The organism is Pseudomonas sp. F2, from assembly GCF_057174385.1.
This window is the reverse complement of sequence record NZ_CM169904.1, coordinates 70,325-93,609: the sequence shown is the minus strand read 5'-3', so window position 1 is coordinate 93,609 and position 23,285 is coordinate 70,325. Positions and strand designations below refer to the sequence as shown.

The window sequence follows — 23,285 nt, the reverse complement described above, 5'->3', positions numbered from 1 at the left end:
GGGCAATAAAAAACCCGGCGCATTGGCCGGGTTTGTCGTTTTTGCCTCAGCGCTTACTTGGAAGCACTGGCCGCGTGCAGCGCCTGCTGCGCACCGCGTTTGTTCTTGATCACGTAGCAGACCCACATGAACACGACCCACACCGGAATCGCGTACACCGAGATCTGGATGCCCGGGATCAGCAACATCACGCCGAGGATGAACGCGACGAACGCCAGGCAGACGTAGTTACCGTACGGGTACCACAGCGCCTTGAACAGCGGCGTCTGCTGTGTCTTGTTCATGTGCTGACGGAACTTGAAGTGCGAGAAGCTGATCATCGCCCAGTTGATCACCAGGGTGGCCACCACCAGCGACATCAACAGTTCCAGCGCCTGTTGCGGCATCAGGTAGTTAAGCAACACCGCCACCAGCGTGACCGCCGCGGACGCGAGGATCGAACGCACCGGCACGCCGCGTTTGTCGATTTTCGCCAGACCTTTCGGCGCATCACCCTGCTCGGCCATACCCAGCAGCATGCGGCTGTTGCAGTAAGTACCGCTGTTGTACACCGACAGCGCCGCGGTCAGTACCACAAAGTTGAGGATGTGCGCGGCGGTGTTGCTGCCGAGCATCGAGAACACCTGCACGAACGGGCTGCCGCTGTACGAATCGCCGGACGCATTGAGCGTTTCCAGCAGACTGTCCCACGGGGTCAGCGACAGCAGGATCACCAGCGCGCCGATGTAGAAAATCAGGATCCGGTAGATCACCTGGTTGATCGCTTTCGGGATCACGGTTTTCGGCTTGTCGGCTTCAGCGGCGGTGAAACCGAGCATTTCCAGACCGCCGAAGGAGAACATGATGATCGCCATCGCCATCACCAGACCGCTGACGCCGTTGGGGAAGAACCCGCCGTGCGACCACAGGTTACTGACCGAGGCCTGCGGACCGCCATGGCCGCTGACCAGCAGGTAGCTGCCCAGCGCGATCATGCCGACGATCGCCACGACCTTGATGATCGCGAACCAGAATTCAGCTTCACCGAAGACTTTGACGTTGGCCAGGTTGATCGCGTTGATCAGCACGAAGAATGCAGCGGCGGTGACCCAGGTCGGGATGTCCGGCGCCCAGTAGTGGATGTACTTGCCGACCGCTGTCAGCTCCGACATGCCCACCAGAATGTACAGAATCCAGCAGTTCCAGCCCGAAAGGAAACCGGCAAAACCGCCCCAGTACTTGTGCGCGAAATGGCTGAAGGAACCGGCCACCGGCTCTTCGACGATCATCTCGCCGAGCTGGCGCATGATCATGAAGGCGATGAAGCCGCAGATGGCGTAGCCGAGGATCATCGACGGGCCCGCGGATTTCAGGACCCCGGCCGAGCCGAGGAACAATCCGGTACCAATCGCACCACCGAGGGCGATCAGTTGAATATGGCGATTTTTCAGGCCGCGTTTCAGCTCGCCTGATTGCGAGTTTTGTCCACTCATGAAAAAGGTCCCACGCAAGGTTTGATGATGTTCAGTAGACGTTGCTGCAAGGTTGCGATTTCAGACAACCCCGATCAAACCCCAGCGCAAGCACCAGGAATTCAGCGTTTTTACAACGGTCATGCGTCACCTGTTTGTTTTTATCTGTGACGAAATCGAACCCGACACGCTTGTGACGTGGCGGAGTGAACAAGGCGGATAGCCTTGAGGTTTGCGCGATTACGCAGAGGGTCACAGTTAAAACGCGGCGCATTGTACACCGCTAACCCCCTGCTGCCAGACCCCGCTGGATCAGCGTGGCGCCTGCCGGGATTGCGTGGGTCCGCCTCGAGACACTCGGGCGACTGCAAAAAATGAGTCAGGCCTTTGCAGGCCATCGACGGGGACGAGCGAAAAACCGCCCCACGGAGAGAAGTGAAGATCAATCTCGGCGTTCATTGCGCCTCCTTCTTGTTATGCACCTGCACGACAGGCATGAGGCGCATCTCACCCTGCAAACGAGGCTGAAACAAGCACGCCAGAGCCCTGCGCAAGGCCTTTGCAGGCGGGCGTCGGCAGGTTTTCCTTACAGCGTCGGCAACGGGGTGAATCCACTGGACTTCATCGGCGTTTTCGTAAATTTTTCTTTACAAGGCGTAACGCAGATTTTCCATTTCGGAAAATTCTGTAGGACGTCTGCAAATTGACGGTAGCAAGCTTGCTAATGAAAGTGGCGGCTTAGTTTTTTGTTTTCAAATAAGAAAATCGCCGCCTAAAAACAGAATAAAAAGTTTATTTAAATTTTAAATAAATAATTTTTTGCATTACAAAACACCCTGAACTAGGTTCTTCACGTCTTGCCGGCCACCTCGACCGGCCAGTCATAACCGTGAATGTCATCTAGGAGATCGACCATGCAAGCACTGGAAAAAGACCTGGACACCGAACTGCAACTGGACGAATGGTTTGAAGCGCCAACCCATGAGGCCGCCGTGGAAATGATGCAAGCCGACGCGGTGGTTCCGTTCGGCACGGCGATGTGGCCTCTGTAAGACATCCCCGGGCAGGCACGATCCGGCCGGTCGTGCCTGCCGCTTTCTCACGGTCAGTCAGGGAGGACTCATGGATAAGCCCCGCGCGATCTCGCATTTCCTTTACTACCTCGAACATCACCCTGCCCTTGCCGGTCTCGACTCGGCGAAGGTACTGCTCGGCCACACCGCCGATTACGAAGCCCTGACCGGCGCCATCGCCGAACAGGCCGGCGATCATCCCCGCTTCACCTTCAGCGCCAGACGCCTGGACCTGGAAAGCACCGCAACGCTGACCGCGGCGATTGCCGACAGCGATCTGTACATTTTCTTCTACGACTCTTCCACGCTGCCCAACCCGCGCCCCGACGGCCCGGAGTTCGTGCGCGCCCTGCAAGGCGTGATGGCGGAAAACTGGAAGAAGTCGCTGTTGTTCAAGGATTACGGCGACTATTTTTACGACACCTTCAGCGTGACGCCGCAGCGTATCGCCGGGCTCAACAGTCACTTGATCCAGCGCATGTCCCAAGCGACCACGCTGAGTTTCAAGGACGACCACGGCTCATGGTTTGAAACGCCACTGAGCAGTATCAAGAAGTGGACCGACATCAACGGCGTCGGCAACTTCGACCTGGCCCCCGGCGAGATCGCCACCCACAGCGAAGCCATCAACGGCCATGTGAAATTCAAGGGCACGTTCCTCAGCACTATCCCGTTTGCGCGCAAGTACGGCGTGCTGGAGTCGCCACTGGAGTTGTGGATCGAAAACTCGACCATCAGCCGCATCGCCACTGATGTGCCGGGGCTGGAGCATGATTTCAACAAGTACCTGGACGCCAATCCGTCAAACCGGCGCATTGAGGAATTGGGGATTGGTACCAACGAAGGCGTGAAGGATCTGTATGCGCGCAACGCCGGTTTCGAGGAGCGCCATTGCGGCCTGCACCTGGGCCTCGGCGGCGGGGCCAAGGGCAGTCATCATTTGGACCTGATTTTCTCCGGCGGGGTGTTGGCGCTGGATGACAAGCCGGTGTTTGACGGACGCTTTGTCTTCTAAGCAGACATTTCCATTCTGAAGCCACTGCCCCCCTGTAGGAGCTGTCGAGTGAAACGAGGCTGCGATCTTTTGATCTTGTTTTTGCAGATCAAGATCAAAAGATCGCAGCGTGCCGCAGCTCCTACAGGAACAGCGCGCAACCCAGCCAATAATCCAGACGGATGCATTGTGTTTCAGGCGACTGACGCCTTCGCGAGCAGGCTCGCTCCCACAGGGGATTTGTGTGTGTCGCATCTCCAATGTGGGAGCGAGCCTGCTCGCGAAGAGGCCGAATCAGTCGCTGCATAACTTCTGCCAGACAAAAAAAACGCCAACCCTGCGGTTGGCGTTTTTGCTTTAGCTCGAAGCTTGCCGCTCAAAGCTCACAGCTGCCTTATTCCGGCTTCTTGCGACCGAAGCCTGGACGCTGACCGGAACCGGCCGGTGCGCCACGGCGCTTGCCTGATGGCTTGTCGCCGTCGACCAGTTTGATCCCCGGACGCTTCGGTGCTGGCTTGGCCGGACGCTTGTTGGTGGTGTCCGCAGGACGATCCGCCACTGGCGTACCACGACCGGCCGGCGCACGACCTTCGCCACGCTCGGTGCGACCGTTGGCCGGACGCGGTGCGCGCTCGCCGTCACGGGCCACTGGCTTGCGACCCGGACGCTCGCCTTCGATCTGCGGCTCACGGCTCGGACGCGGACCGGTCGGCGCGCCAGCGGCGGGACGCAGAGTTCGCACGCGCTCGGTCTTGGCCATCGGCCGCGACGATTTACGCTGCATACGCTCCAGCTTGTCCTTGCTCTTGGCGTTGAGTTGCGGCATCGCCACCGGCGTCAGGCCGACTTCGGCGCTGAGCACGTCGACTTCGTACTGGCTCATTTCGCGCCAGCGGCCCATCGGCAGGTCGGAGTTGAGGAATACCGGACCGAAACGCACGCGCTTCAGACGGCTGACCACCAGTCCTTGGGATTCCCACAGGCGACGAACCTCACGGTTACGGCCTTCCATCACCACGCAGTGATACCAGTGGTTGAAGCCTTCGCCGCCCGGCGCCTGTTGAATGTCGGTGAAACGCGCCGGGCCGTCTTCCAGCACCACGCCGGCCTTCAGGCGCTCGATCATCTCGTCGTCGACTTCACCGCGGACACGCACGGCGTACTCACGGTCCATCTCGTAGGACGGGTGCATCAGACGGTTGGCCAACTCACCGTCGGTGGTGAACATCAGCAGACCGGTGGTGTTGATGTCGAGACGACCGATGTTGATCCAGCGGCCTTCTTTCGGGCGCGGCAGCTTGTCGAACACGGTCGGACGGCCTTCCGGGTCGTCACGGGTGCAGATTTCGCCATCGGGCTTGTTGTACATGATCACGCGGCGCACCGACTCGGCCGCCTCTTCGCGCTTGATCACCTTGCCATCAATGGTGATGGCATCGTGCATGTCGACGCGCAGGCCGAGGGTGGCGTCTTTGCCATTGACCTTGATCCGGCCCTGGCTGATCCAGGCTTCGACGTCACGGCGTGAGCCGACGCCGATACGGGCGAGGACTTTCTGCAGTTTTTCGCCTGCCGGGCCGATTTCCTGGTCGTCTTTCTGATTGATGTCACTCATCTGGGCACCTCCCGGTGTGGTCTGTTCAGGCGGCGCCTGAAGCATTGAAATCTGGTTTTCGGGCGAAGGGATCGCCGAAGGGTCGCGAATCATACGCGGATGTGCGCCATCGCGCATCAGAGACTAGCTGATCGATCGACAGTTATTTCTTTTTCCGCCGACCGGCGCCACCGAGTTTGATCAGGCGCAGCGCGGCTTCCGCCAGCACTGTGCGCTTGTCGTCCTTGTCGAGTTTCTTCCAGGCGCGGATTTCGCGCTTGCTGCGGCCACAGCCGAGGCAGATGTCATCGCTGAACTTGCAGAGGCTGATGCACGGGTTTTTGGTCGAGCTCATGGGGTCTCCCTTGAAGATCAAAAGATCGCAGCCTGCGGCAGCTCCTACATTGGAATACGGTCCCTGTAGGAGCTGCCGCAGGCTGCGATCTTTTCGGCGCGCCTCAGTCCTCGAACTCGCGGCGTTCGGCTTCGATGGCTTCGGCCAGGGCGCGCGCCTCGGCTTCTTCTTCACTCAGTTCGGGCTCCGCTGCAGGTGGTTCGAGGGCAGCGACGGCAGCGAGAAGTTTTTCCCGGGCCTCGGCAACGCCAAGAATGTCCTCTTCCGGTTCGGCTTCAGGCTCGGCCTCAAGTTCAACTTCAATCGGCGGCTCGACGGTCTCGGCTTCCGGCTCAGTCGTCGACGTCTCCCCGTCCGCCGCATCGCGCAACAAATCATCGAAGTCGGTCTTGATCCCCTCCTCCATGCTGTCCAGCTCCAGCAGCAAGCTGTGGAAGCTGGTTTCTTCCTTCGGCTCTTCCGGCTCGGCGCTGGCGTCGGCCTGTTCCTGCAGGCCTTGCGGCACCGGTGCGTCGTCGAAATCGAGGACGGGCTCGGCTTCCATCTCACGCAGTTCGGCCAGCGGCGGCAGGTCTTCAAGGTTCTTCAGATTGAAGTGATCGAGAAACGCCTTGGTGGTGGCGAACATCGCCGGCTTGCCCGGCACGTCGCGGTACCCGACGATGCGAATCCACTCGCGCTCGATCAGCGTTTTGACGATGTTGGTGTTGACCGCCACACCCCGCACGTCTTCGATCTCGCCCCGGGTAATCGGCTGGCGATAGGCGATCAGCGCCATGGTTTCCAGCAGCGCACGGGAATAGCGCTGCGGCCGCTCTTCCCACAAACGCCCGACCCACGGCGAAAACTTCTCGCGGATCTGCAAGCGGTAGCCGGAGGCGACTTCCTTGAGCTCGAACGCGCGGCCCTCGCAGGACTTGGCCAGCAGGCTCAGGGCTTTCTTGAAGACCGGCGGTTCCGGGCGCTCGCCTTCTTCGAACAGTTCGTAGAGGCGTTCAAGCGATTGCGGTTTTCCCGAGGCCAACAGAAAGGCTTCAAGCAGGGGCGCCAGCTCGCGGGGTTCAGTCAGGTTCATGTTTCGACTCGTTATTCGGCTCGGGCTCGCACGTGGATCGCGGCGAACGGCTCATTCTGCACCAGCTCGACCAAGGATTCCTTGACCAGTTCAAGGATCGCCATAAAGGTCACGACCACACCGAGGCGACCTTCCTCGGCGGTGAACAGCTCGACAAACGGCACAAAACCGCCGCCCTTGAGCCGCTCCAGCACATCGCTCATGCGCTCGCGGGTCGACAATGCCTCGCGGCTGACCTGATGGCTCTCGAACATGTCGCCCCGGCGCAGCACTTCGGCCATGGACATCAGAATCTCTTCCAGCGCGACATCAGGCAACAGCTTGCGCGCCCGGGCTTCCGGGGCGTCGAGCTTGGGCACCACAACATCGCGTCCGACCCGGCTCAGGCCGTCGATGCCTTCGGCGGCGGCCTTGAAGCGCTCGTATTCCTGCAGGCGGCGGATCAGTTCGGCGCGCGGGTCGTCCTCTTCGTCTTCGACGGTTTCGGCCCGCGGCAGGAGCATCCGCGATTTGATTTCGGCCAGCATCGCGGCCATCACCAGGTACTCGGCGGCCAGTTCCAGGCGCACCGACTGCATCAACTCGACATAGCCCATGTACTGACGGGTGATTTCCGCCACCGGGATGTCGAGAATGTTGATGTTCTGTTTGCGGATCAGGTACAGCAGCAGGTCGAGCGGGCCTTCGAAGGCTTCGAGAAACACTTCCAGCGCATCCGGCGGGATGTACAGGTCCAGCGGCATTTCCGTGACCGCCTGGCCATAGACCATGGCAAACGGCAGTTCCTGCTGGGCGCCGGCTTGGGGATCGACAACGGTTTCCACTGCGGACATTCAGGCCTCGACCATGAACGGCGCGGGGTCGCCGCAACCGACGCGGATCACTTCCGGGTCGTCGCCGGTCAGGTCGATCACGGTGGACGCCTTGATCCCGCCGAAACCGCCGTCGATGATCAGATCCACCTGGTGTTCCAGCAATTGACGCATTTCGTACGGATCGCTCAGCGGATCTTCATCGCCGGGCATGATCAGGGTCACACTCATCAGCGGCTCGCCGAGTTCGGCCAGCAACGCCAAGGCAATCGGATGGCTCGGCACCCGCAGGCCGATGGTGCGTTTCTTCGGATGCAGCAGCAAACGCGGCACTTCGCGGGTGGCATTGAGGATAAAGGTGTAAGGCCCCGGCAGATGCGCCTTGAGAATGCGGAAGGTGCCGGTGTCGATCTTGGCATAGTTGCCCAGTTGCGACAGATCGCTGCAGATCAGCGCAAAGTTGTGCTTTTCGTCGAGCTGACGCAGACGGCGCACGCGCTCGATTGCGGTCTTGTCGCCGATCTGGCAACCGATGGCGTAGGAAGAGTCCGTGGGATAAATCACCACCCCGCCCTTGCGGATGATCTCGACCGCCTGCTTGATCAGGCGCGCTTGCGGGTTTTCCGGATGGATCTGGAAAAATTGACTCACATTCTCTACCTGTTCAGACGGCGGCGATAACTGTGTCATGTTTGAACCGACCCCACAGGGGTGGAAGGTCCTCGGGAACCGGCCGGTACTGGCCAATCTCGGACCAGCCACCAGGGCCATGGAAATCACTGCCGGCGCTGACCAGCAGACCGAACTCACGGGCAAGGATCGCCAGGCTGCCGACCTGTTCTGCGGGCTGATGGCCATTGACCACTTCGATTGCATGCCCGCCCGCTTGAATATAGTCGGCAATCAGCTTTCGGCGCTTGCTGCGGGTGAAATCGTAGTGCCACGGATGCGCCAGACTGACCCACGCCCCGGCGGCGCGCAGGGTGCCGACGGTGTCTTCCAGCGTCGGCCAGTGCTGCTTGACGTCACCGAGCTTGCCGGCGCCGAGCCATTTGCGGAATGCCTCGGCGCGATCCTTTACGAAACCTTCACGCACCATCCAGTCGGCAAAATGCGGGCGGGCCGGCGCGTTGCCGCTGTCGCCCAGTTCCTGCTGGATCTGCCGGGCGCCTTCGAGGGCACCGGGCATACCTTTGAGGCCAAGCTTGCGGCTTATTTCTTCCGACCGCAGCCAGCGGCCATCGTGCAATCTGGCGATGGCCTCGACCAAGGGCGCGGCGTTGACGTCGAAACCGTAGCCCAGCACGTGGATGGTCGCGCCGCCCCAGGTGCAGGACAGTTCGACGCCATTGACCAGTTGCATGCCCAGTTCTTCGGCGGCGCTGCGCGCTTCGGCGAGGCCTTCGAGGGTGTCATGATCGGTCAACGCCAGGACTCGCACGCCGTTTTCAAACGCACGCGCAACCAGAACCGCCGGCGCCAGGGCGCCATCGGAGGCCGTGCTGTGGCAGTGCAAATCAACATTCACGGGGAGTTGTAACCTCAAATCAGCTGGCGCTATCGCGCGCCCATATGTTTGTTATTATGCCGCCACATCCAGCTTCTGGCTCTCACTGTGAAACAATTCATCGATTTCATCCCGCTTCTGCTGTTTTTCATCGTTTACAAACTGGATCCACGGGTCGTCGACATCGCCGGCCATGAGGTGACTGTAGGCGGTATTTACAGCGCCACGGCGATGCTGATCATCAGCTCCCTCGTAGTCTACGGCGCGCTGTTCATCAAGCAGCGCAAGCTGGAAAAAAGCCAATGGCTGACCCTGATCGCCTGCCTGGTGTTCGGCAGCCTGACCCTGGCCTTCCACAGCGAGACCTTCCTCAAATGGAAAGCCCCGGTGGTCAACTGGCTGTTCGCCCTGGCCTTCATCGGAAGCCACTTCATCGGTGACCGCCTGCTGATCAAACGCATCATGGGCCACGCGCTGACCCTGCCGGATCCGGTCTGGACCCGCCTGAACATCGCCTGGATCGCCTTCTTCCTGTTCTGCGGCGCTGCCAACCTGTTCGTGGCATTCACCTTCCAGAGCATCTGGGTCGACTTCAAGGTGTTCGGCAGTCTGGGCATGACCGTGCTGTTCCTGGTCGGTCAGGGCATCTACCTGTCCCGCCATCTGCACGACGCCGATACCACAACGCCAAAAACCGAGGACTGACATGCTCTACGCAATCATTGCCACCGACGTCGCCAACTCGCTCGAAGCCCGCCTCGCCGCGCGCCCGGCCCACCTCGAACGCCTGCAAGTGCTCAAGGGCGAAGGCCGCATCGTGCTGGCCGGCCCGCACCCGGCGATCGACAGCAATGATCCGGGCGCGGCGGGTTTCACCGGCAGCCTGATCGTCGCCGAATTCGACTCCCTGAGCGCCGCCCAGGCCTGGGCCGACGCCGATCCGTACATCGCTGCCGGCGTGTACGCCAATGTGATCGTCAAACCGTTCAAGCAAGTCCTGCCGTAACCAAGGAATGTGGAGGGGCTCTGTGGCGAGGGGATTCATCCCCGATGGGTTGCGCAGCAACCCCAAAGCCATCCAATGCGGTGTGCCTGACACACCGCATGCTCCCATTTCAGGTCTGCTTCGCAGCCCATCGGGGATAAATCCCCTCACCACAAAAATCATCAACCGCAATATCTCCTCTACCCGGCACTGAACCTTCCCGCTTCTCACCGCTCTCAATCGCTCATTATTCTCGTTTGCCTGCCGACAACCTGCCCAATATCCATTTGCTAGCAGGAATCGCAATGCGCAAAGGTCCGTTGTGTCTGATGTGGGTCACGTTGACGATCATGGCGCCCGCCCATGGTGAAGAAACCACCGAAAGCGGCAGCTCCACGCCATTGTCATTAAGTGCCGGCAGCCAGATTACCGAGTTGCAGCAGCGCCTGAAGGCCAGCGAGCAGCAGCGGGAAGAATTGAGCAAACAACTGCAAAATGCCGACAACACTCGCGAAAGCGCCGTGCTCGCCAGGTTGCGCCAAGAGAATCAGCGCCTGAAGCTGCAACTCAAGGAAGCCCAGGCCAGTCCCTTGCCGCGTTTGCTGACCGAACAGCAGCAATGGTTCGTTACGGGCGCCGGGGTAGCGCTATTGGCGCTGCTGTGCGGTATCTTTGCCAGTGGAGCAAGCCGAAAACGTCGGCAATGGCTAAATTGAGTGAGTCATGAGCGAGCTGTTACTGATTGATGATGACCAGGAGTTGTGTGAACTCCTGAGTAGCTGGCTGAGCCAGGAAGGCTTTCTGGTGCGTGCCTGCCACGATGGCCAGAGCGCGCGCAAGGCGTTGGCCGAATCGGCTCCGGCGGCGGTGGTGCTGGACGTGATGCTGCCCGATGGCAGCGGTCTGGAACTGCTCAAGCAATTGCGCAGCGAGCACGCAGAGCTGCCGGTGCTGATGCTCTCGGCCCGGGGCGAACCGCTGGACCGTATTCTCGGTCTGGAGCTGGGGGCCGACGATTACCTGGCCAAGCCCTGCGATCCGCGTGAACTCACCGCGCGCCTGCGCGCCGTGCTGCGCCGCAGCCACCCGGCCGCCGTATCCACCCAACTCGAACTCGGCGACCTGAGCTTCAGCCCGGTGCGCGGCGTGGTCAGCATCGACGAAAAAGAACTGACACTTACCGTTTCCGAAAGCCGCCTGCTCGAAGCCCTGCTCAAGCAGCCCGGCGAACCGCTGGACAAACAGGAACTGGCGCAACTGGCCCTCGGTCGCAAGCTGACCCTGTACGACCGCAGCCTCGACATGCACGTGAGCAACCTGCGCAAGAAGATCGGCCCGCACCCCGACGGCCGCCCACGGATCGTCGCCCTGCGCAGCCGCGGTTATTACTACAGCCTCTGATCCACGTCCGACACAACGACATCCCCCTGTAGGAGCTGCCGAAGGCTGCGATCTTTGCTTTTGAAGATCAAAAGATCGCAGCGTGCCGCAGCTCCTACAGGGGATATGTGTAAAGCTGGGAACAAAGCGTCTTTACCCAAGCTTTACGCAGCGCTGACCGCCGCTGACCTTGATCTCCGTAATCTGAACTCATCCGGAACGTACCGGGAACGAGACAAGGAGATACACCATGCGCAAGACTCTTATCGCTCTGATGTTCGCTGCCGCTCTGCCAACCGTCGCCATGGCCATGCCACAGGATGGTGGCCCGATGGGTGGCCCACTCGACGGCCCACGCCACGGCGGTCAGATGCACGGCGAACACGGCAAAGGCCCGTACAGCCAACTCGACCTGACCCGCGAACAGCGCGATCAGATCCGCAAGATCATGGGCGAGCAGATGCACGAACGTCGCCAGGTGGTCGAGAAGTACCTGGAAAAACTCTCGCCGGCTGACCAGAAAGCCATGAAAGACGAGATGGCGGCCAACCACAAGAAAGCCGAAGCTGACGTACGCAACCTGCTGAATCCGGATCAACAGAAGAAATTCGACGAGATCCAGAAGAAACAGGCTGAACGCCGCGCCGAATGGGCCGAGTTCAAAGCGTGGAAAGCGCAACAGCCGCAAAAGGCGCAATAATGTTCTGATCACAGGCCCGACGGCTGATACCGTCGGGCCTGTTTACATTCGAAACGGTAGGAGCTGCCGAAGGCTGCGATCTTTTGATCTTGATCTTGAAAAACAAAATCAAAAGATCGCAGCCTTCGGCAGCTCCTACAGGGCTTACGCGTTTGTTTGAGGATTTTCTGTGCGTTCACTGTTCTGGCGTATTCTCGCGAGCTTCTGGCTGGCCATCGCCCTGGTGGCAGGGCTGTCGATCCTGCTCGGGCACATGCTCAATCAGGACGCGTGGATCCTCAGCCGCCATCCGGGCCTCAACACGCTGGCCGCCGAATGGACGCAAACCTACGAAGCCCAGGGCGAAGACGCCGCGCAGGACATCCTTCAACAGCGCAAACGCCAGTACCACATTGACGTCCAGGTGCTGAACGAAAGCGGCGACCCGGTGGTGCGTGGCACCTTCCCGCGTCGCGCCGCCGCCTTCGAAGCCAGACAGAACAACGATGACCGACGTCTGCCCTGGCGCCGCCTGACCGACGAATTCACCAGCGAAAAAACCGGCGACACTTACCTGTTCATCTTCCGCATCCCGCACCCGGAACTCGATGCGTGGCACCGTGAAAGCCTGCTCTGGCCGCTGAGTGCGCTGGGTATCGCACTGGTGGTACTGACCCTGTTCAGCCTGCTGGTGACCTTCTCCATCACCCGCCCGCTCAGCCGTTTGCGCGGTGCGGTGCATGATCTGGGGCAGACCACCTACCAACAGAACAGCCTGGCGAAACTGGCCAACCGTCGCGACGAATTCGGTGTGCTGGCCAACGACTTCAACCGCATGGGTGCGCGCCTGCAAAGCCTGATCGGCAGTCAGCGCCAGTTGCTGCGCGACGTGTCCCACGAACTGCGTTCACCTCTGGCGCGACTGCGCATCGCGCTGGCGCTGGCGGAACGGGCCAATCCTGAAGAACGGGAAAAACTCTGGCCACGCCTGACCCGCGAGTGCGATCGGCTGGAAGCGTTGATCAGCGAAATTCTGGTGCTGGCACGGGTCGATGCCGACAACGCCAGTGCCGAAGCGGTGGACCTGAACGCCCTGCTCGGCACCTTGCAGAAAGATGCCCAGCTCGGCTCACCCGAGCAGAGCGTGCGCCTGAACGCCGAGCCACAGCTGAGTCTGACCGGATGGCCGACCATGATCGAGCGCGCCGTCGACAACCTGTTGCGCAACGCCCAGCGTTTCAACCCGGTGGGCCAGGCGATCGAGATGCAGGCTACGCGTCAGGGCGAGCGGATTGTCGTGAGCGTGCGCGACCACGGGCCGGGCGTACAGGCCGAACACCTGAGCCAGTTGGGCGAACCGTTTTACCGGGCGCCGGGGCAAACGGCGGCGGGACATGGCCTGGGCCTGGCAATTGCCAGGCGGGCGGCGGAGCGGCATGGCGGGAGTCTGACCCTGGCCAATCATCCCGAGGGCGGGTTTATTGCCAGCCTGGAATTGCCGCTGGTGCCAGGGGCTGTCGTCCAACCTTAGACTTTCGATGAAAAAAAAGATCGTCCGATCGCGGCCCGAGCCTGCGGCAGCTCCTACAGAGCCGAAACACCTGTAGGAGCTGCCGCAGGCTGCGATCTTTTGACTTTAAACCTTGCCCGGCCAGGCGCTGACGAATTCGGCCATATCAACTTTCTCGGCAACGCGCGGCTCTTTCTGCGGCGTGCCGAGGTACAGGAAGGCAATCACCTGCTCGCCTTCAGCCAGGCCCAGCCCCTTGGCCACATGCGCCGAATAGGCCAGATCACCGGTACGCCACACCGCACCAATCCCCTGCGCATAGGCCGCCAGCAGAATTCCGTGCGCCGCACACCCCGCCGCCAGCAACTGCTCGGCCTTCGGATACTTGACGTGCTCCTGCAGTTTCGCGATCACCACGACCACCAGCGGCGCCCGCAGCGGGCCGTTGCGCGCCTTGTCGATCATCGCTTCAGTGACTTCACCTTCCTGCATCTGCGCCGCTTCGGCCAGCAACTCGCCCATTTGCTCGCGCGCCGCACCTTCGACGGTGAGGAAACGATACGGCTGCAGATGGCCGTGATCCGGCGCACGCAGGGCCGCACCGAACAGCGCTTCGCGCTGCTGCGCGGTGGGGGCCGGTTCGACCAGGCGTGGAACGGAAACACGGTTGAGCAACGCGTCGAGAGCCTGCATCGGCCACCTCCTGAGAAAAATGTGCGGCTATTCTAGCTTCATCTGCCAACGGGATGCCGGTTTACATGCCCTGCCTCACGGGTAGAATGGCGCCCTTCCCACTTCAGCCCGAGCGGACTTCATGGCGTTGCCGACCTTACGGATCATTGGTTTCATCATCGGCATCTTCCTGATCACCCTGGCCGTCGCCATGGTCGTGCCCATGGCCACCCTGGTGATTTTCGAGCGCACCAGTGACCTGCCGTCGTTCCTCTGGGCGAGCATGATCACCTTCCTCGCCGGCCTTGCGCTGGTGATTCCCGGACGCCCGGAACACATCCATCTGCGCCCGCGTGACATGTACCTGTTGACGGTCAGCAGCTGGCTGGTGGTGTGCATTTTCGCCGCGCTGCCATTCCTGCTGACTCAGCACATCAGCTACACCGACTCGTTCTTTGAAAGCATGTCCGGCATCACCGCCACCGGCTCAACCGTGCTCAGCGGGCTGGACAGCATGTCGCCGGGAATCCTGATGTGGCGCTCGCTGCTGCACTGGCTCGGCGGTATCGGCTTCATCGGCATGGCGGTGGCGATTCTGCCGCTGCTGCGCATCGGTGGCATGCGCCTGTTCCAGACCGAATCGTCCGACCGTTCAGAAAAGGTCATGCCGCGCTCGCACATGGTGGCGCGCCTGATCGTGGCCGCCTACGTCGGCATCACCATCCTCGGCAGCCTGGCATTCTGGTGGGCCGGAATGAGCCCGTTCGATGCGATCAACCACGCGATGTCGGCGATCTCCACCGGCGGCTTCTCGACCTCCGACCAGTCATTGGCGAAGTGGACACAACCGGCGGTGCACTGGGTCGCGGTGGTGATCATGATTCTCGGCAGCCTGCCGTTCACCCTGTACGTGGCGACCATGCGCGGCAATCGCAAGGCATTGATCAAGGATCAGCAGGTGCAGGGCCTGCTCGGCATGTTGCTGGTGACCTGGCTGGTGCTCGGCACCTGGTATTGGTGGACCACTAAACTGCATTGGCTGGAGGCGCTGCGGCACGTGGCGCTGAACGTGACCTCGGTGGTCACCACCACCGGTTTCGCCCTCGGCGACTACAGCCTGTGGGGCAACTTCTCGCTGATGCTGTTTTTCTATCTGGGCTTTGTCGGCGGCTGCTCCGGTTCGACCGCGGGCGGGATCAAGATCTTCCGTTTCCAGGTCGCCTACATCCTGCTCAAGGCCAACCTTAACCAGTTGATTCACCCGCGCGCGGTGATCAAGCAGAAGTACAACGGTCACCGTCTCGACGAAGAAATCGTGCGCTCGATTCTGACCTTTTCGTTCTTCTTCGCCATCACCATTTGCGTGATCGCCCTGCTGCTGTCGCTGCTCGGCGTGGACTGGATGACTGCGCTGACAGGCGCTGCCAGCACCGTGTCCGGCGTCGGCCCGGGCCTGGGTGAGACCATCGGCCCGGCGGGCAATTTCGCCACCCTGCCGGATGCCGCGAAGTGGATCCTGTCGTTCGGCATGCTGCTCGGCCGACTGGAGATCATTACGGTGTTTGTGCTGTGTATTCCGGCCTTTTGGCGTCACTGACCGGCGCCTGCAACAGCCGCGCCCGGTAATCGCCGGGCGTGGTGTCAAACCAGCGACGGAAGGCGCGGAAGAAGTTGCTCGGATCGGCAAACCCCAGCAGATACGCAATCTCCAGCAGGGTCATGCTCGGCTGGGCCAGGTATTGCTCGGCGAGTTCGCGGCGGGTGTCGTCGAGCAACTGCTGAAAACTCGTGCCCTCCTCCTGCAACCGCCGCTGCAAGGTGCGCTGCGACAGATGCAGGGTCTGCGCCACCGTATCGCGCTTGGGTTCGCCCTGCGGCAACAAGCGACATAGCACCTGCCGAGCCTTGTGGGTCACGCGGCTTTCAGAGAATCGCGCCAGGTACTCCCCGGCAAACCGGTCGTGCAACAGCGCCATGGCTTCGTTGGCGGTGGGCAGTGGCGCCTCCATGTCAGCCCGTTCGAAAATCAACGCATCGTACGGCGCGTTGAACATCAGCGGCGCATGGAAGGCTTGCCTGTAAGGTTGCAGGTCGGCGGGCTCGTCGCCCTGGAACAGCACTTTGACCGGATGCAGCGTGCGCCCGGTCAACCAGCTGCACAGGCCCAACGCACAGGCCAGCGAGGCTTCGGCGCTCTGTCGGGTCGGTGGCAGGTGATCGCCATGCACCGTCAGAATCAGCGCATAGCCTTCTTCGAGCAGGCGAAAACTCAGGTCGGCACTTTCGGCGATGATCCGCTGATAACGCACCAACCGTTGGAAGCCTTCGGCCAAGGTGTTGCTCGACATCAAGGCATAGCCGGCGACATGGAACGAGGCCGGACGCACCACTTTGCCCATGTTCAAGCCGATCGCCGGGTTGCCGGACAGCTCGACCGCCCGTTGCCAGAGCCGGGTCATGGAATCTTGCGGGAAACGCGCATCCGGATCATCCAGGGCGGCGTAATCGAGCCCCAGTTGCTTGAACAGCACCCGGCAATCCAGGCCGTCCATCTCCAATGCTTTGACAATCCCCATCGCCCAGCTTGCAGAAGTCGTTCGTTCGCTCATGGCGTCATTCTTTTACATGATGGATCACATGTTGCGACCCGATTTGCGAAGGATACTAAAGTGGCGCCCATTGTCACTGGCTGATACCAGTGTTCACTCTAGACTCAAATAGGCTACCCGCCGAACAACTTGCCGTCAGAACAATAACCACAGAGATCGCAGTCGTGGAAAACATCAAGCCATTCAATAGCTTCGCCGAGTTCTATCCGTATTACCTCAGCGAACACGCCAACAGTACCTGCCGCCGATTGCATTTTATCGGCACCACGCTGGTGATTTTCATTCTGGCCATGACCCTCGCCAAGGGCGCCTGGCTACTGTTACTGGCCCTGCCGCTGGCCGGTTACAGCTTTGCCTGGGTCGGGCACTTCTTCTTTGAGAAGAACCGTCCGGCGACTTTCCAGCATCCGCTGTACAGCCTGCTCGGCGATTTCGTCATGTACCGCGACATGATCCTCGGCCGCGTGGCGTTCTGAAACCCGACACACCTGGAGGCTTGCCGATGAACGCCAATGCCCGCTTCACCCACATGCAGGATGGTACGCCGGAAGACTGGGCGATCATCGCCGCAGACTTCAGCGCCTACGCCCGGCAATTGCCGTCGCGGATCGTCGCGCACCTGAAGTTGCTGGAAGGTGATTTCGGCGGCTTCCCGGTGGATCGCCTGACCCACTCGCTGCAAACCGCGACCCGCGCCTATCGCGATGGCCGTGACGAGGAGTACGTGGTCTGTGCGCTGCTGCATGACATCGGCGACACCCTCGGCTCCTACAATCACCCGGACATCGCGGCGGCGATTCTCAAACCGTTCGTCAGCGCCGAAAATCTGTGGATGGTCGAGAAGCACGGAATCTTTCAGGGTTACTACTTCTTCCATCACCTGGGCATGGATCGGCACCTGCGCGAGCAATTCGCCGCGCATCCGCAGTACCAGGCGACGGCGGAATTCTGCGCCAGATACGATGCGGCGGCGTTCGACCCGGCGTATGAAACCATGCCGCTGAGCTTCTTCGAGCCGATGCTGGAGCGGCTGTTTGCGCAGCCGAAGCACTCGATCTACAAGGCGGCGATGGAAGAACACGCCCCGGCCTGATGTTGTCTGTACCGGCCTTATCGCTGGCAAGCCAGCTCCCACAGGTATTGCGAGCGCCCCCGATCACTGTGGGAGCTGGCTTGCCAGCGATGAGGTCCTTTTGCATAGCCGAGAAATCAGACGAGTTCGGCGACCTTGGCCGCCTTGAGCTGCGCCTCCCGTGCCTGGGCATCTGCCAGGCGATACAACTCGATCGTGCCATCCCAATGCTCGATCAACGCCGTGCACGACTCCACCCAGTCGCCGCAATTGAGGTAGTCCACCTCGCCGACCTTGCGAATCTCGGCGTGGTGAATATGCCCGCAGACCACGCCGTGCAATTCGCGTTTCACACATTCGTGGGCGATGGCTTCTTCGAAGTCGCTGATGAAGCTCACCGCCGTCTTCACCTTGTGTTTCAGGTACGCCGACAACGACCAGTAGCCGTAGCCATAACGGGCACGCCAGTGATTGAGCCAGCGGTTGAGGGTCAGGGTAAATTCGTAGGCCGAGTCGCCGAGAAAGGCCAGCCAGCGGTGATAGCGGGTGATCACGTCAAACTGATCGCCGTGAATCACCAGCAAGTGCCGGCCATCCGCCGTGACATGCACGGCCTCATCGACCAACTGGATGTTGCCGAGGATCAGCTTCGAATAACGGCGCAGGAATTCATCATGGTTGCCGGTGACGTAGATCACCTCGGTGCCGCGCTTGCTCATGGTCAGCAGGCGGCGGATCACGTTGGTGTGCGCCTGTGGCCAGTACATGCCACCGCGCAGCTTCCAGCCGTCGATGATGTCTCCGACCAGGTAGATCTTGTCGGCGTGGTAGCCCTTGAGAAATTGCGACAAGTGCTCGGCCTGGCAGTCCCGTGTGCCCAGATGCACATCGGAAATCCACAAGGTGCGCACCCGTTGTTTACGGCTGGGTCTGGCGAGCTCGGCGCTGGTCATGGGCAACCCTCTGCGATGTTTTCGCCACTGTGCACGCGCCTAGTGAATCGACCATGACAGACAGGCGTCAGTCGTGTGACAGCGCGCAAGCCCGTTGCCCCGGTGTAGACTGGCGCTCACTTCGGAGACCTCTGCCATGCGCCCGATCCTGACTCTGCGCCAATACACCCACGATCTGATCGTCCACAGCCACGACCACGCGCAACTGGTGTTCGGTCTGTCCGGCGCGCTGGATTTCGAAGTCGAGGGTCAGGGCAGCCAGGTGCGTCAGCAGAGTTTCGTGGTCGTCCCCGGCGGCGCGCATCATGCCTGCGGCAGTCCCGATGGCAGCCGTTGTCTGGTACTGGACGTACCCGACGGGCCATGGCTGAACGATTCGCTGGGCGAGCACGCCGACGCCAGTCAGCGCTTGCTCGACCAGCCTGCGCGGTTGTCCCTTGATGCCGGGCAAAGCCAATTGGTCAATTGGCTGGCGAACAGCCCGGTCACGGATCCGCTGATCGCCCAGCAAGGCGCGGTGTTGCTGCTCGCCAGCCTGAATCACGGCAGACCTGCCGAACACTCGGCGCGGCGCCTGCCCTACGCGGCGCTGGATGCGCACATCGAACAATACGCCGCCTACCCGCTGCAAGTGGCCGATCTGGCGCAGATCGCCGGATTGTCCAGCGCCCGGCTGCACGCACGGTTCATGGCGGAATGCGGGCAGACGCCGATGGACTACATTCGCAGCCGGCGGCTGCACAAGGCGGTTTGCCTGCTGCGCGACACGGCGCTGCCCATCGGCGAAATCGCCTGCCGGGTCGGCTACAGTTCGCAAAGTGCGTTCGCGGCGGCGGTATTGCGGGAGTTTGGCGCGTCGCCAGGCCATTTACGCCGCGATTCCTGCGACAAAAAACGCTAGTTCGCCGACAGACTTCTGCGCCGCAACACGTTTCAATGTTTGCCCATGCTCCCTGTAGGAGCTGCCGAAGGCTGCGATCTTTTGACTTTGGCTTTTCAAGATCAAAAGCAAGATCAAAAGATCGCAGACTGCGGCAGCTCCTGCATTTGAAACCGTGTTCGGATTAAGGATTGCAATGACTCCGCGTACCGCCCTCGGCGCCCTGCATATCGGCGCTCTGATGTTCGGCCTGACCGGTGTGTTCGGCAAACTCGCGGCCGCCTCACCGGCGGTTATCGTCTTCGGACGTGCGGCGTTTGCCGTGCTCGCCCTGGCCTTTTTCGCCCGCTTCGCCAGCCAGCACGGCTGGCAGAAACTGCAGGCGGTCGACTGGCGCCGCCTGGCACTCAGCGGCGTGTTGCTGGCCGGGCACTGGGTGAGTTTTTTCATCGCAGTGAAAGTCGCCGGGGTGGCGATTGCGACCTTGGGCTTCGCGAGTTTCCCGGCGTTCACGGTGATTCTTGAAGGGCTGATTTTCCGCGAACGCATCCGCGCCAATGAAATTGTGCTGGTGGTGCTGGTCAGCGTGGGTCTTGTGCTTGTAACTCCGGCGTTCGATCTGGCCAGCGGCGCCACCACCGGATTGCTCTGGGCGGTGCTGTCGGGCTTGCTGTTCGCCCTGCTGTCGCTGACCAACCGCGCCAGCTCCGGACGTATCCCGGCGGTGCAGGCGGCGCTGTGTCAAAACGTGGTGGTGGCGCTGTGTCTGCTGCCGGTCGCGGCCCCGCAACTGAGCGAAGTACGCGCGATGGACTGGCTGTGGATCGGCCTGCTCGGGGTGTTCTGCACCGGCGTTGCGCACAGCCTGTTTGTCGCCAGCCTCGCGGTGATCAAGGCGCGCACCGCCGCCGTGGTGTTCGCCATGGAGCCGGTCTACGGCATCACCGTCGCCTGGCTGCTGTTCGATGAAAACCCGAGCGTGCGCATGCTGATCGGCGGCGCGCTGATCATCGTCGCCATCGTGGTCTCGGCGCGGATGTCAGGCAGCGCCGACAAGAAAACCGTCGCCGCCGAAGCTGCGTCTCACTGAGTGCGGTCGCTGTGGCCGAGGTCGCGCTCAGGGTCGATCTGATCGCGGACCCGCTGCTTGAGCACCTTGGCCTCGGGAAAGCCGCCGTCGGCCTTGCGCTCCCAGATCTGCACATCGTCGCAGCTGATGTGAAATACCCCGCCGGTGCCGGGCACCAGAGACACCTTGCCGAGGTCGTCGCCGAAAGTGCTGAGCAGTTCCTGCGCCAGCCACGCGGCGCGCAGCAGCCACTGGCATTGGGTGCAATACGTGATGACGATTTCCGGTTTTGCAGCAGACATGTTCGCTGAAACTCCTGAGACAGAGGGCGCCGCTATAATAGCCGGCTTTATCGCTTGCCCCGAGACTCACCATGCGCCGTTTGCTGTTCTGCCTGTTGCTTGGCTTTCTGCCGTTCTTTATTGATGTCAGCGTGCATGCCACCGAAGCCCCCCGCCCGAAAGTCGGCCTGGTGCTGTCCGGTGGTGCTGCCCGTGGTCTGGCGCACATTGGCGTGCTCAAGGCCCTTGAGGAGCAAGGCATCAAGATCGATGCAATTGCCGGCACCAGCATGGGCGCGGTGGTCGGTGGCCTGTATGCCTCGGGCTACAAGATCGATGAGCTGGAAAAACTCGCGTTGAACATCGACTGGCAACAGGCGCTATCCGACGCCCCGCCCCGGGAAGACGTGCCGTTTCGCCGCAAACAGGACGACCGCGACTTTCTGGTGAAACAGCAACTGAGTTTCCGCGACGACGGCAGCCTCGGCCTGCCGCTGGGGGTGATTCAGGGCCAGAACCTGGCGCTGATGCTGGAAAGCCTGCTGGCGCATACCAGCGACACCCGCGACTTCGACAAGCTGCCAATCCCGTTCCGCGCGGTCGCCACCGACATCGCCAACGGCGAAAAAGTAGTGTTCCGCAAAGGTCACTTGCCGCAGGTGATCCGCGCCAGCATGTCGATCCCGGCGGTGTTCGCCCCGGTCGAACTGGACGGCCGGCTGCTGGTGGACGGCGGCATGACCGATAACATCCCGCTCGACGTCGCGCGGGAGATGGGCGTCGACGTGGCAATCGTGGTCGACATCGGCACGCCACTGCGCAACCGCAAGCAACTCGCCACCGTGGTTGATGTGCTGAACCAGTCGATCACCCTGATGACCCGGCGCAACTCCGAAGAACAGCTGGCCGCCCTCAAACCCGGCGACGTGCTGATCCAGCCAGCGCTGGCGGCGTTTGGCGTCACCGACTTCGGCAAGGCCCAGGAGATGATCGATGCCGGTTACCGCGCCACGCGGATTCTCGACGCCCGCCTCGCTCAGCTCAAACCTCACGAATCTCAAGACGCCGAACTCAATGCGGCTCGCGCCCCGGGCCAGCGCACGCCGATCATTACCGCGATCAAGGTCGAGAACAATTCGAAAGTCGGTGACGACGTGATCCGCTACTACATTCGCCAGCCCATCGGTGAACCATTGGATCTCGGTCGACTGCATTCGGACATGGGCACGCTGTACGGCCTCGATTACTTCGAACAGGTGCAGTACCGCGTGGTGCACAAGGGCGCTGATCACACGCTGGTGATCAGCGCCCGAGGCAAACGCAGCGGTACCGATTACCTGCGGGTCGGCCTGAACCTGTCGGACGACATGCGCGGCGCCAGCGCTTTCAACCTCGGCGCCAGCTATCGGATCAACGGCATCAACCGTCTCGGCGCGGAATGGCTGACCCGGGCGCAGATCGGCGACAAACAGGAGCTGTACACCGAGTTCTATCAACCGCTGGATGTCGGCTCGCGCTACTTCATCGCGCCCTCTCTGGTGTTCCAGGCGCAGAACGTCGACGCCGTGCTCGACAACGATCCGATCGCCCAATACCGGGTCGAACGCTACGGTATGGCCCTGAATGTCGGACGGCAGATCGGCAACAACGGCGAAGTGCGTTTCGGCGTCGGCGAAGCCTGGGGCAAGGCCGACGTGCGCATTGGAGATCAGGACCTGCCGAGCGAACACTTCAACGAGGGCTTCTACTCGCTGAAGTATTCGTTCGACTCGCTGGACAACGTTTACTACCCCCACGACGGCAAAGACATCAGCCTGACCTTGCTGCAATTCGAACCAAGCCTGGGTTCGGACACCCGTTACCGCCAGTGGGAGTTCAAGCTGGACAAGGCCATGAGTCGCGGTCCGGATACGCTGATTCTCGGTGGACGCTATGGACGTACGCTGGATGACACCAACGTGGTGACCTCAAGCTTCCTGCTCGGCGGCGCACGGCAGTTGTCGGGTTTTCGCGAGGACTCGATCTCCGGGCAAAACGTCAGCCTGATGCGCGCGGTGTATTACCGCCGGTTGACCCCGCGTTCGTACCTGCCACTGGACTTCCCGTTGTATGCCGGCGCCTCGCTGGAACGCGGCCGGGCGTGGAACAACGACAACGAATTCGACAGTGGCTACATCAATGCCGCCAGTGTGTTCATCGGTTTCGATACGCCGTTGGGACCGTTGAATTTCACCTATGGCTTGAATGATGCGAATGAACAGGCGGTTTATCTGAATCTGGGGCAGACGTTCTGATCATTAGGTGGATTGATGTTGTCGGCCCTGAGGCCTTCGC

The 23,285-nt window shown here is 61.2% G+C and carries 25 protein-coding genes; 14 read left to right on the top strand and 11 right to left on the bottom strand.

Going from position 1 to position 23,285, the window contains the following annotated elements; translation table 11 throughout:
- Positions 1–53 precede the first annotated feature (53 nt).
- A complete protein-coding gene (locus AC193Q_RS00390) occupies positions 54–1,472 on the bottom strand; it encodes an amino acid permease (RefSeq protein WP_047292463.1) in 1,419 nt (472 codons plus the stop codon).
- Positions 1,473–2,365: 893 nt separating this feature from the next.
- Between AC193Q_RS00390 and AC193Q_RS00385 the strand changes: the two genes are divergently transcribed.
- On the top strand, positions 2,366–2,503 hold the full coding sequence (locus AC193Q_RS00385) for a hypothetical protein (protein WP_003222780.1): 138 nt from the start codon (positions 2,366–2,368) through the stop codon (positions 2,501–2,503).
- Between the two features lie 70 nt (positions 2,504–2,573).
- A complete protein-coding gene (locus AC193Q_RS00380; RefSeq protein ID WP_041073062.1) occupies positions 2,574–3,539 on the top strand; it encodes a M29 family metallopeptidase in 966 nt (321 codons plus the stop codon).
- Between the two features lie 373 nt (positions 3,540–3,912).
- Here the strand turns inward: AC193Q_RS00380 and rluB are convergent, their stop codons facing one another.
- The 6 genes from rluB to AC193Q_RS00350 all read right to left on the bottom strand — a co-directional run bounded on the left by rluB (position 3,913) and on the right by AC193Q_RS00350 (position 8,882).
- Positions 3,913–5,133, bottom strand: coding sequence for a 23S rRNA pseudouridine(2605) synthase RluB (rluB, locus tag AC193Q_RS00375; protein WP_003222775.1), 1,221 nt, complete (start codon positions 5,131–5,133; stop codon positions 3,913–3,915).
- A 142-nt stretch (positions 5,134–5,275) separates the two neighbouring features.
- A complete protein-coding gene (locus tag AC193Q_RS00370; protein ID WP_483879044.1) occupies positions 5,276–5,467 on the bottom strand; it encodes a DUF1289 domain-containing protein in 192 nt (63 codons plus the stop codon).
- Between the two features lie 103 nt (positions 5,468–5,570).
- Entirely contained in the window at positions 5,571–6,542 is a 972-nt protein-coding gene (gene scpB / locus AC193Q_RS00365; protein ID WP_121184297.1) for an SMC-Scp complex subunit ScpB, read from the bottom strand.
- A gap of 11 nt (positions 6,543–6,553) precedes the next feature.
- Positions 6,554–7,252, bottom strand: coding sequence for a segregation and condensation protein A (locus tag AC193Q_RS00360; RefSeq protein ID WP_171061841.1), 699 nt, complete (start codon positions 7,250–7,252; stop codon positions 6,554–6,556).
- Between the two features lie 123 nt (positions 7,253–7,375).
- Complete coding sequence (locus AC193Q_RS00355) at positions 7,376–8,005, bottom strand: L-threonylcarbamoyladenylate synthase (RefSeq protein WP_007966016.1); 630 nt, start codon at positions 8,003–8,005, stop codon at positions 7,376–7,378.
- Between the two features lie 13 nt (positions 8,006–8,018).
- A complete protein-coding gene (locus AC193Q_RS00350; RefSeq protein ID WP_047292458.1) occupies positions 8,019–8,882 on the bottom strand; it encodes a PHP domain-containing protein in 864 nt (287 codons plus the stop codon).
- An 87-nt stretch (positions 8,883–8,969) separates the two neighbouring features.
- Between AC193Q_RS00350 and AC193Q_RS00345 the strand changes: the two genes are divergently transcribed.
- The 6 genes from AC193Q_RS00345 to AC193Q_RS00320 all read left to right on the top strand — a co-directional run bounded on the left by AC193Q_RS00345 (position 8,970) and on the right by AC193Q_RS00320 (position 13,436).
- Positions 8,970–9,566, top strand: coding sequence for a septation protein A (locus tag AC193Q_RS00345; RefSeq protein WP_027613975.1), 597 nt, complete (start codon positions 8,970–8,972; stop codon positions 9,564–9,566).
- A gap of 1 nt (position 9,567) precedes the next feature.
- Positions 9,568–9,867, top strand: a complete 300-nt coding sequence (locus tag AC193Q_RS00340; protein ID WP_047292455.1) for a YciI family protein — start codon at positions 9,568–9,570, stop codon at positions 9,865–9,867.
- A 284-nt stretch (positions 9,868–10,151) separates the two neighbouring features.
- Complete coding sequence (locus AC193Q_RS00335) at positions 10,152–10,562, top strand: SH3 domain-containing protein (RefSeq protein WP_047292453.1); 411 nt, start codon at positions 10,152–10,154, stop codon at positions 10,560–10,562.
- 7 nt (positions 10,563–10,569) lie between these two features.
- Entirely contained in the window at positions 10,570–11,247 is a 678-nt protein-coding gene (locus AC193Q_RS00330) for a response regulator transcription factor (RefSeq protein WP_041073070.1), read from the top strand.
- Between the two features lie 229 nt (positions 11,248–11,476).
- Entirely contained in the window at positions 11,477–11,926 is a 450-nt protein-coding gene (locus AC193Q_RS00325; RefSeq protein WP_483879043.1) for a Spy/CpxP family protein refolding chaperone, read from the top strand.
- A 169-nt stretch (positions 11,927–12,095) separates the two neighbouring features.
- Complete coding sequence (locus AC193Q_RS00320) at positions 12,096–13,436, top strand: sensor histidine kinase (protein WP_047292450.1); 1,341 nt, start codon at positions 12,096–12,098, stop codon at positions 13,434–13,436.
- A gap of 105 nt (positions 13,437–13,541) precedes the next feature.
- On the opposite strand, the gene AC193Q_RS00315 is transcribed toward AC193Q_RS00320, so the two are convergent.
- Positions 13,542–14,108: a nitroreductase family protein gene (locus AC193Q_RS00315; protein ID WP_483879042.1), complete on the bottom strand. Its 567-nt coding sequence runs from the start codon at positions 14,106–14,108 to the stop codon at positions 13,542–13,544.
- Positions 14,109–14,229: 121 nt separating this feature from the next.
- Between AC193Q_RS00315 and AC193Q_RS00310 the strand changes: the two genes are divergently transcribed.
- A complete protein-coding gene (locus AC193Q_RS00310) occupies positions 14,230–15,684 on the top strand; it encodes a TrkH family potassium uptake protein (protein ID WP_047292446.1) in 1,455 nt (484 codons plus the stop codon).
- Here AC193Q_RS00310 and AC193Q_RS00305 read toward each other — a convergent pair.
- Positions 15,641–16,696 carry an AraC family transcriptional regulator gene (locus AC193Q_RS00305; protein ID WP_217325479.1) on the bottom strand — a complete coding sequence of 352 codons (1,056 nt, stop codon included), beginning with the start codon at positions 16,694–16,696 and terminating at the stop codon, positions 15,641–15,643. The genes AC193Q_RS00310 and AC193Q_RS00305 overlap by 44 nt on opposite strands.
- Before the next feature lie 164 nt (positions 16,697–16,860).
- Between AC193Q_RS00305 and AC193Q_RS00300 the strand changes: the two genes are divergently transcribed.
- Entirely contained in the window at positions 16,861–17,172 is a 312-nt protein-coding gene (locus AC193Q_RS00300) for an Mpo1-like protein (protein ID WP_047292440.1), read from the top strand.
- Positions 17,173–17,198: 26 nt separating this feature from the next.
- Positions 17,199–17,789 carry an HD domain-containing protein gene (locus AC193Q_RS00295; RefSeq protein ID WP_121184292.1) on the top strand — a complete coding sequence of 197 codons (591 nt, stop codon included), beginning with the start codon at positions 17,199–17,201 and terminating at the stop codon, positions 17,787–17,789.
- Between the two features lie 116 nt (positions 17,790–17,905).
- Here the strand turns inward: AC193Q_RS00295 and AC193Q_RS00290 are convergent, their stop codons facing one another.
- Positions 17,906–18,721, bottom strand: coding sequence for a UDP-2,3-diacylglucosamine diphosphatase (locus AC193Q_RS00290; RefSeq protein ID WP_121184290.1), 816 nt, complete (start codon positions 18,719–18,721; stop codon positions 17,906–17,908).
- Between the two features lie 136 nt (positions 18,722–18,857).
- On the opposite strand from AC193Q_RS00290, the gene AC193Q_RS00285 reads away from it, so the two are divergent.
- Entirely contained in the window at positions 18,858–19,622 is a 765-nt protein-coding gene (locus tag AC193Q_RS00285) for a helix-turn-helix transcriptional regulator (protein WP_483879041.1), read from the top strand.
- Between the two features lie 175 nt (positions 19,623–19,797).
- Complete coding sequence (locus tag AC193Q_RS00280; protein WP_121184286.1) at positions 19,798–20,691, top strand: DMT family transporter; 894 nt, start codon at positions 19,798–19,800, stop codon at positions 20,689–20,691.
- Here the strand turns inward: AC193Q_RS00280 and AC193Q_RS00275 are convergent.
- Positions 20,685–20,972: an Rdx family protein gene (locus AC193Q_RS00275; RefSeq protein WP_095667206.1), complete on the bottom strand. Its 288-nt coding sequence runs from the start codon at positions 20,970–20,972 to the stop codon at positions 20,685–20,687. The genes AC193Q_RS00280 and AC193Q_RS00275 overlap by 7 nt on opposite strands.
- 71 nt (positions 20,973–21,043) lie before the next feature.
- Here AC193Q_RS00275 and AC193Q_RS00270 point away from each other — a divergent pair, with 71 nt between their 5' ends.
- On the top strand, positions 21,044–23,245 hold the full coding sequence (locus AC193Q_RS00270) for a patatin-like phospholipase family protein (RefSeq protein WP_483879040.1): 2,202 nt from the start codon (positions 21,044–21,046) through the stop codon (positions 23,243–23,245).
- The last annotated feature ends 40 nt before the right edge of the window (positions 23,246–23,285 follow it).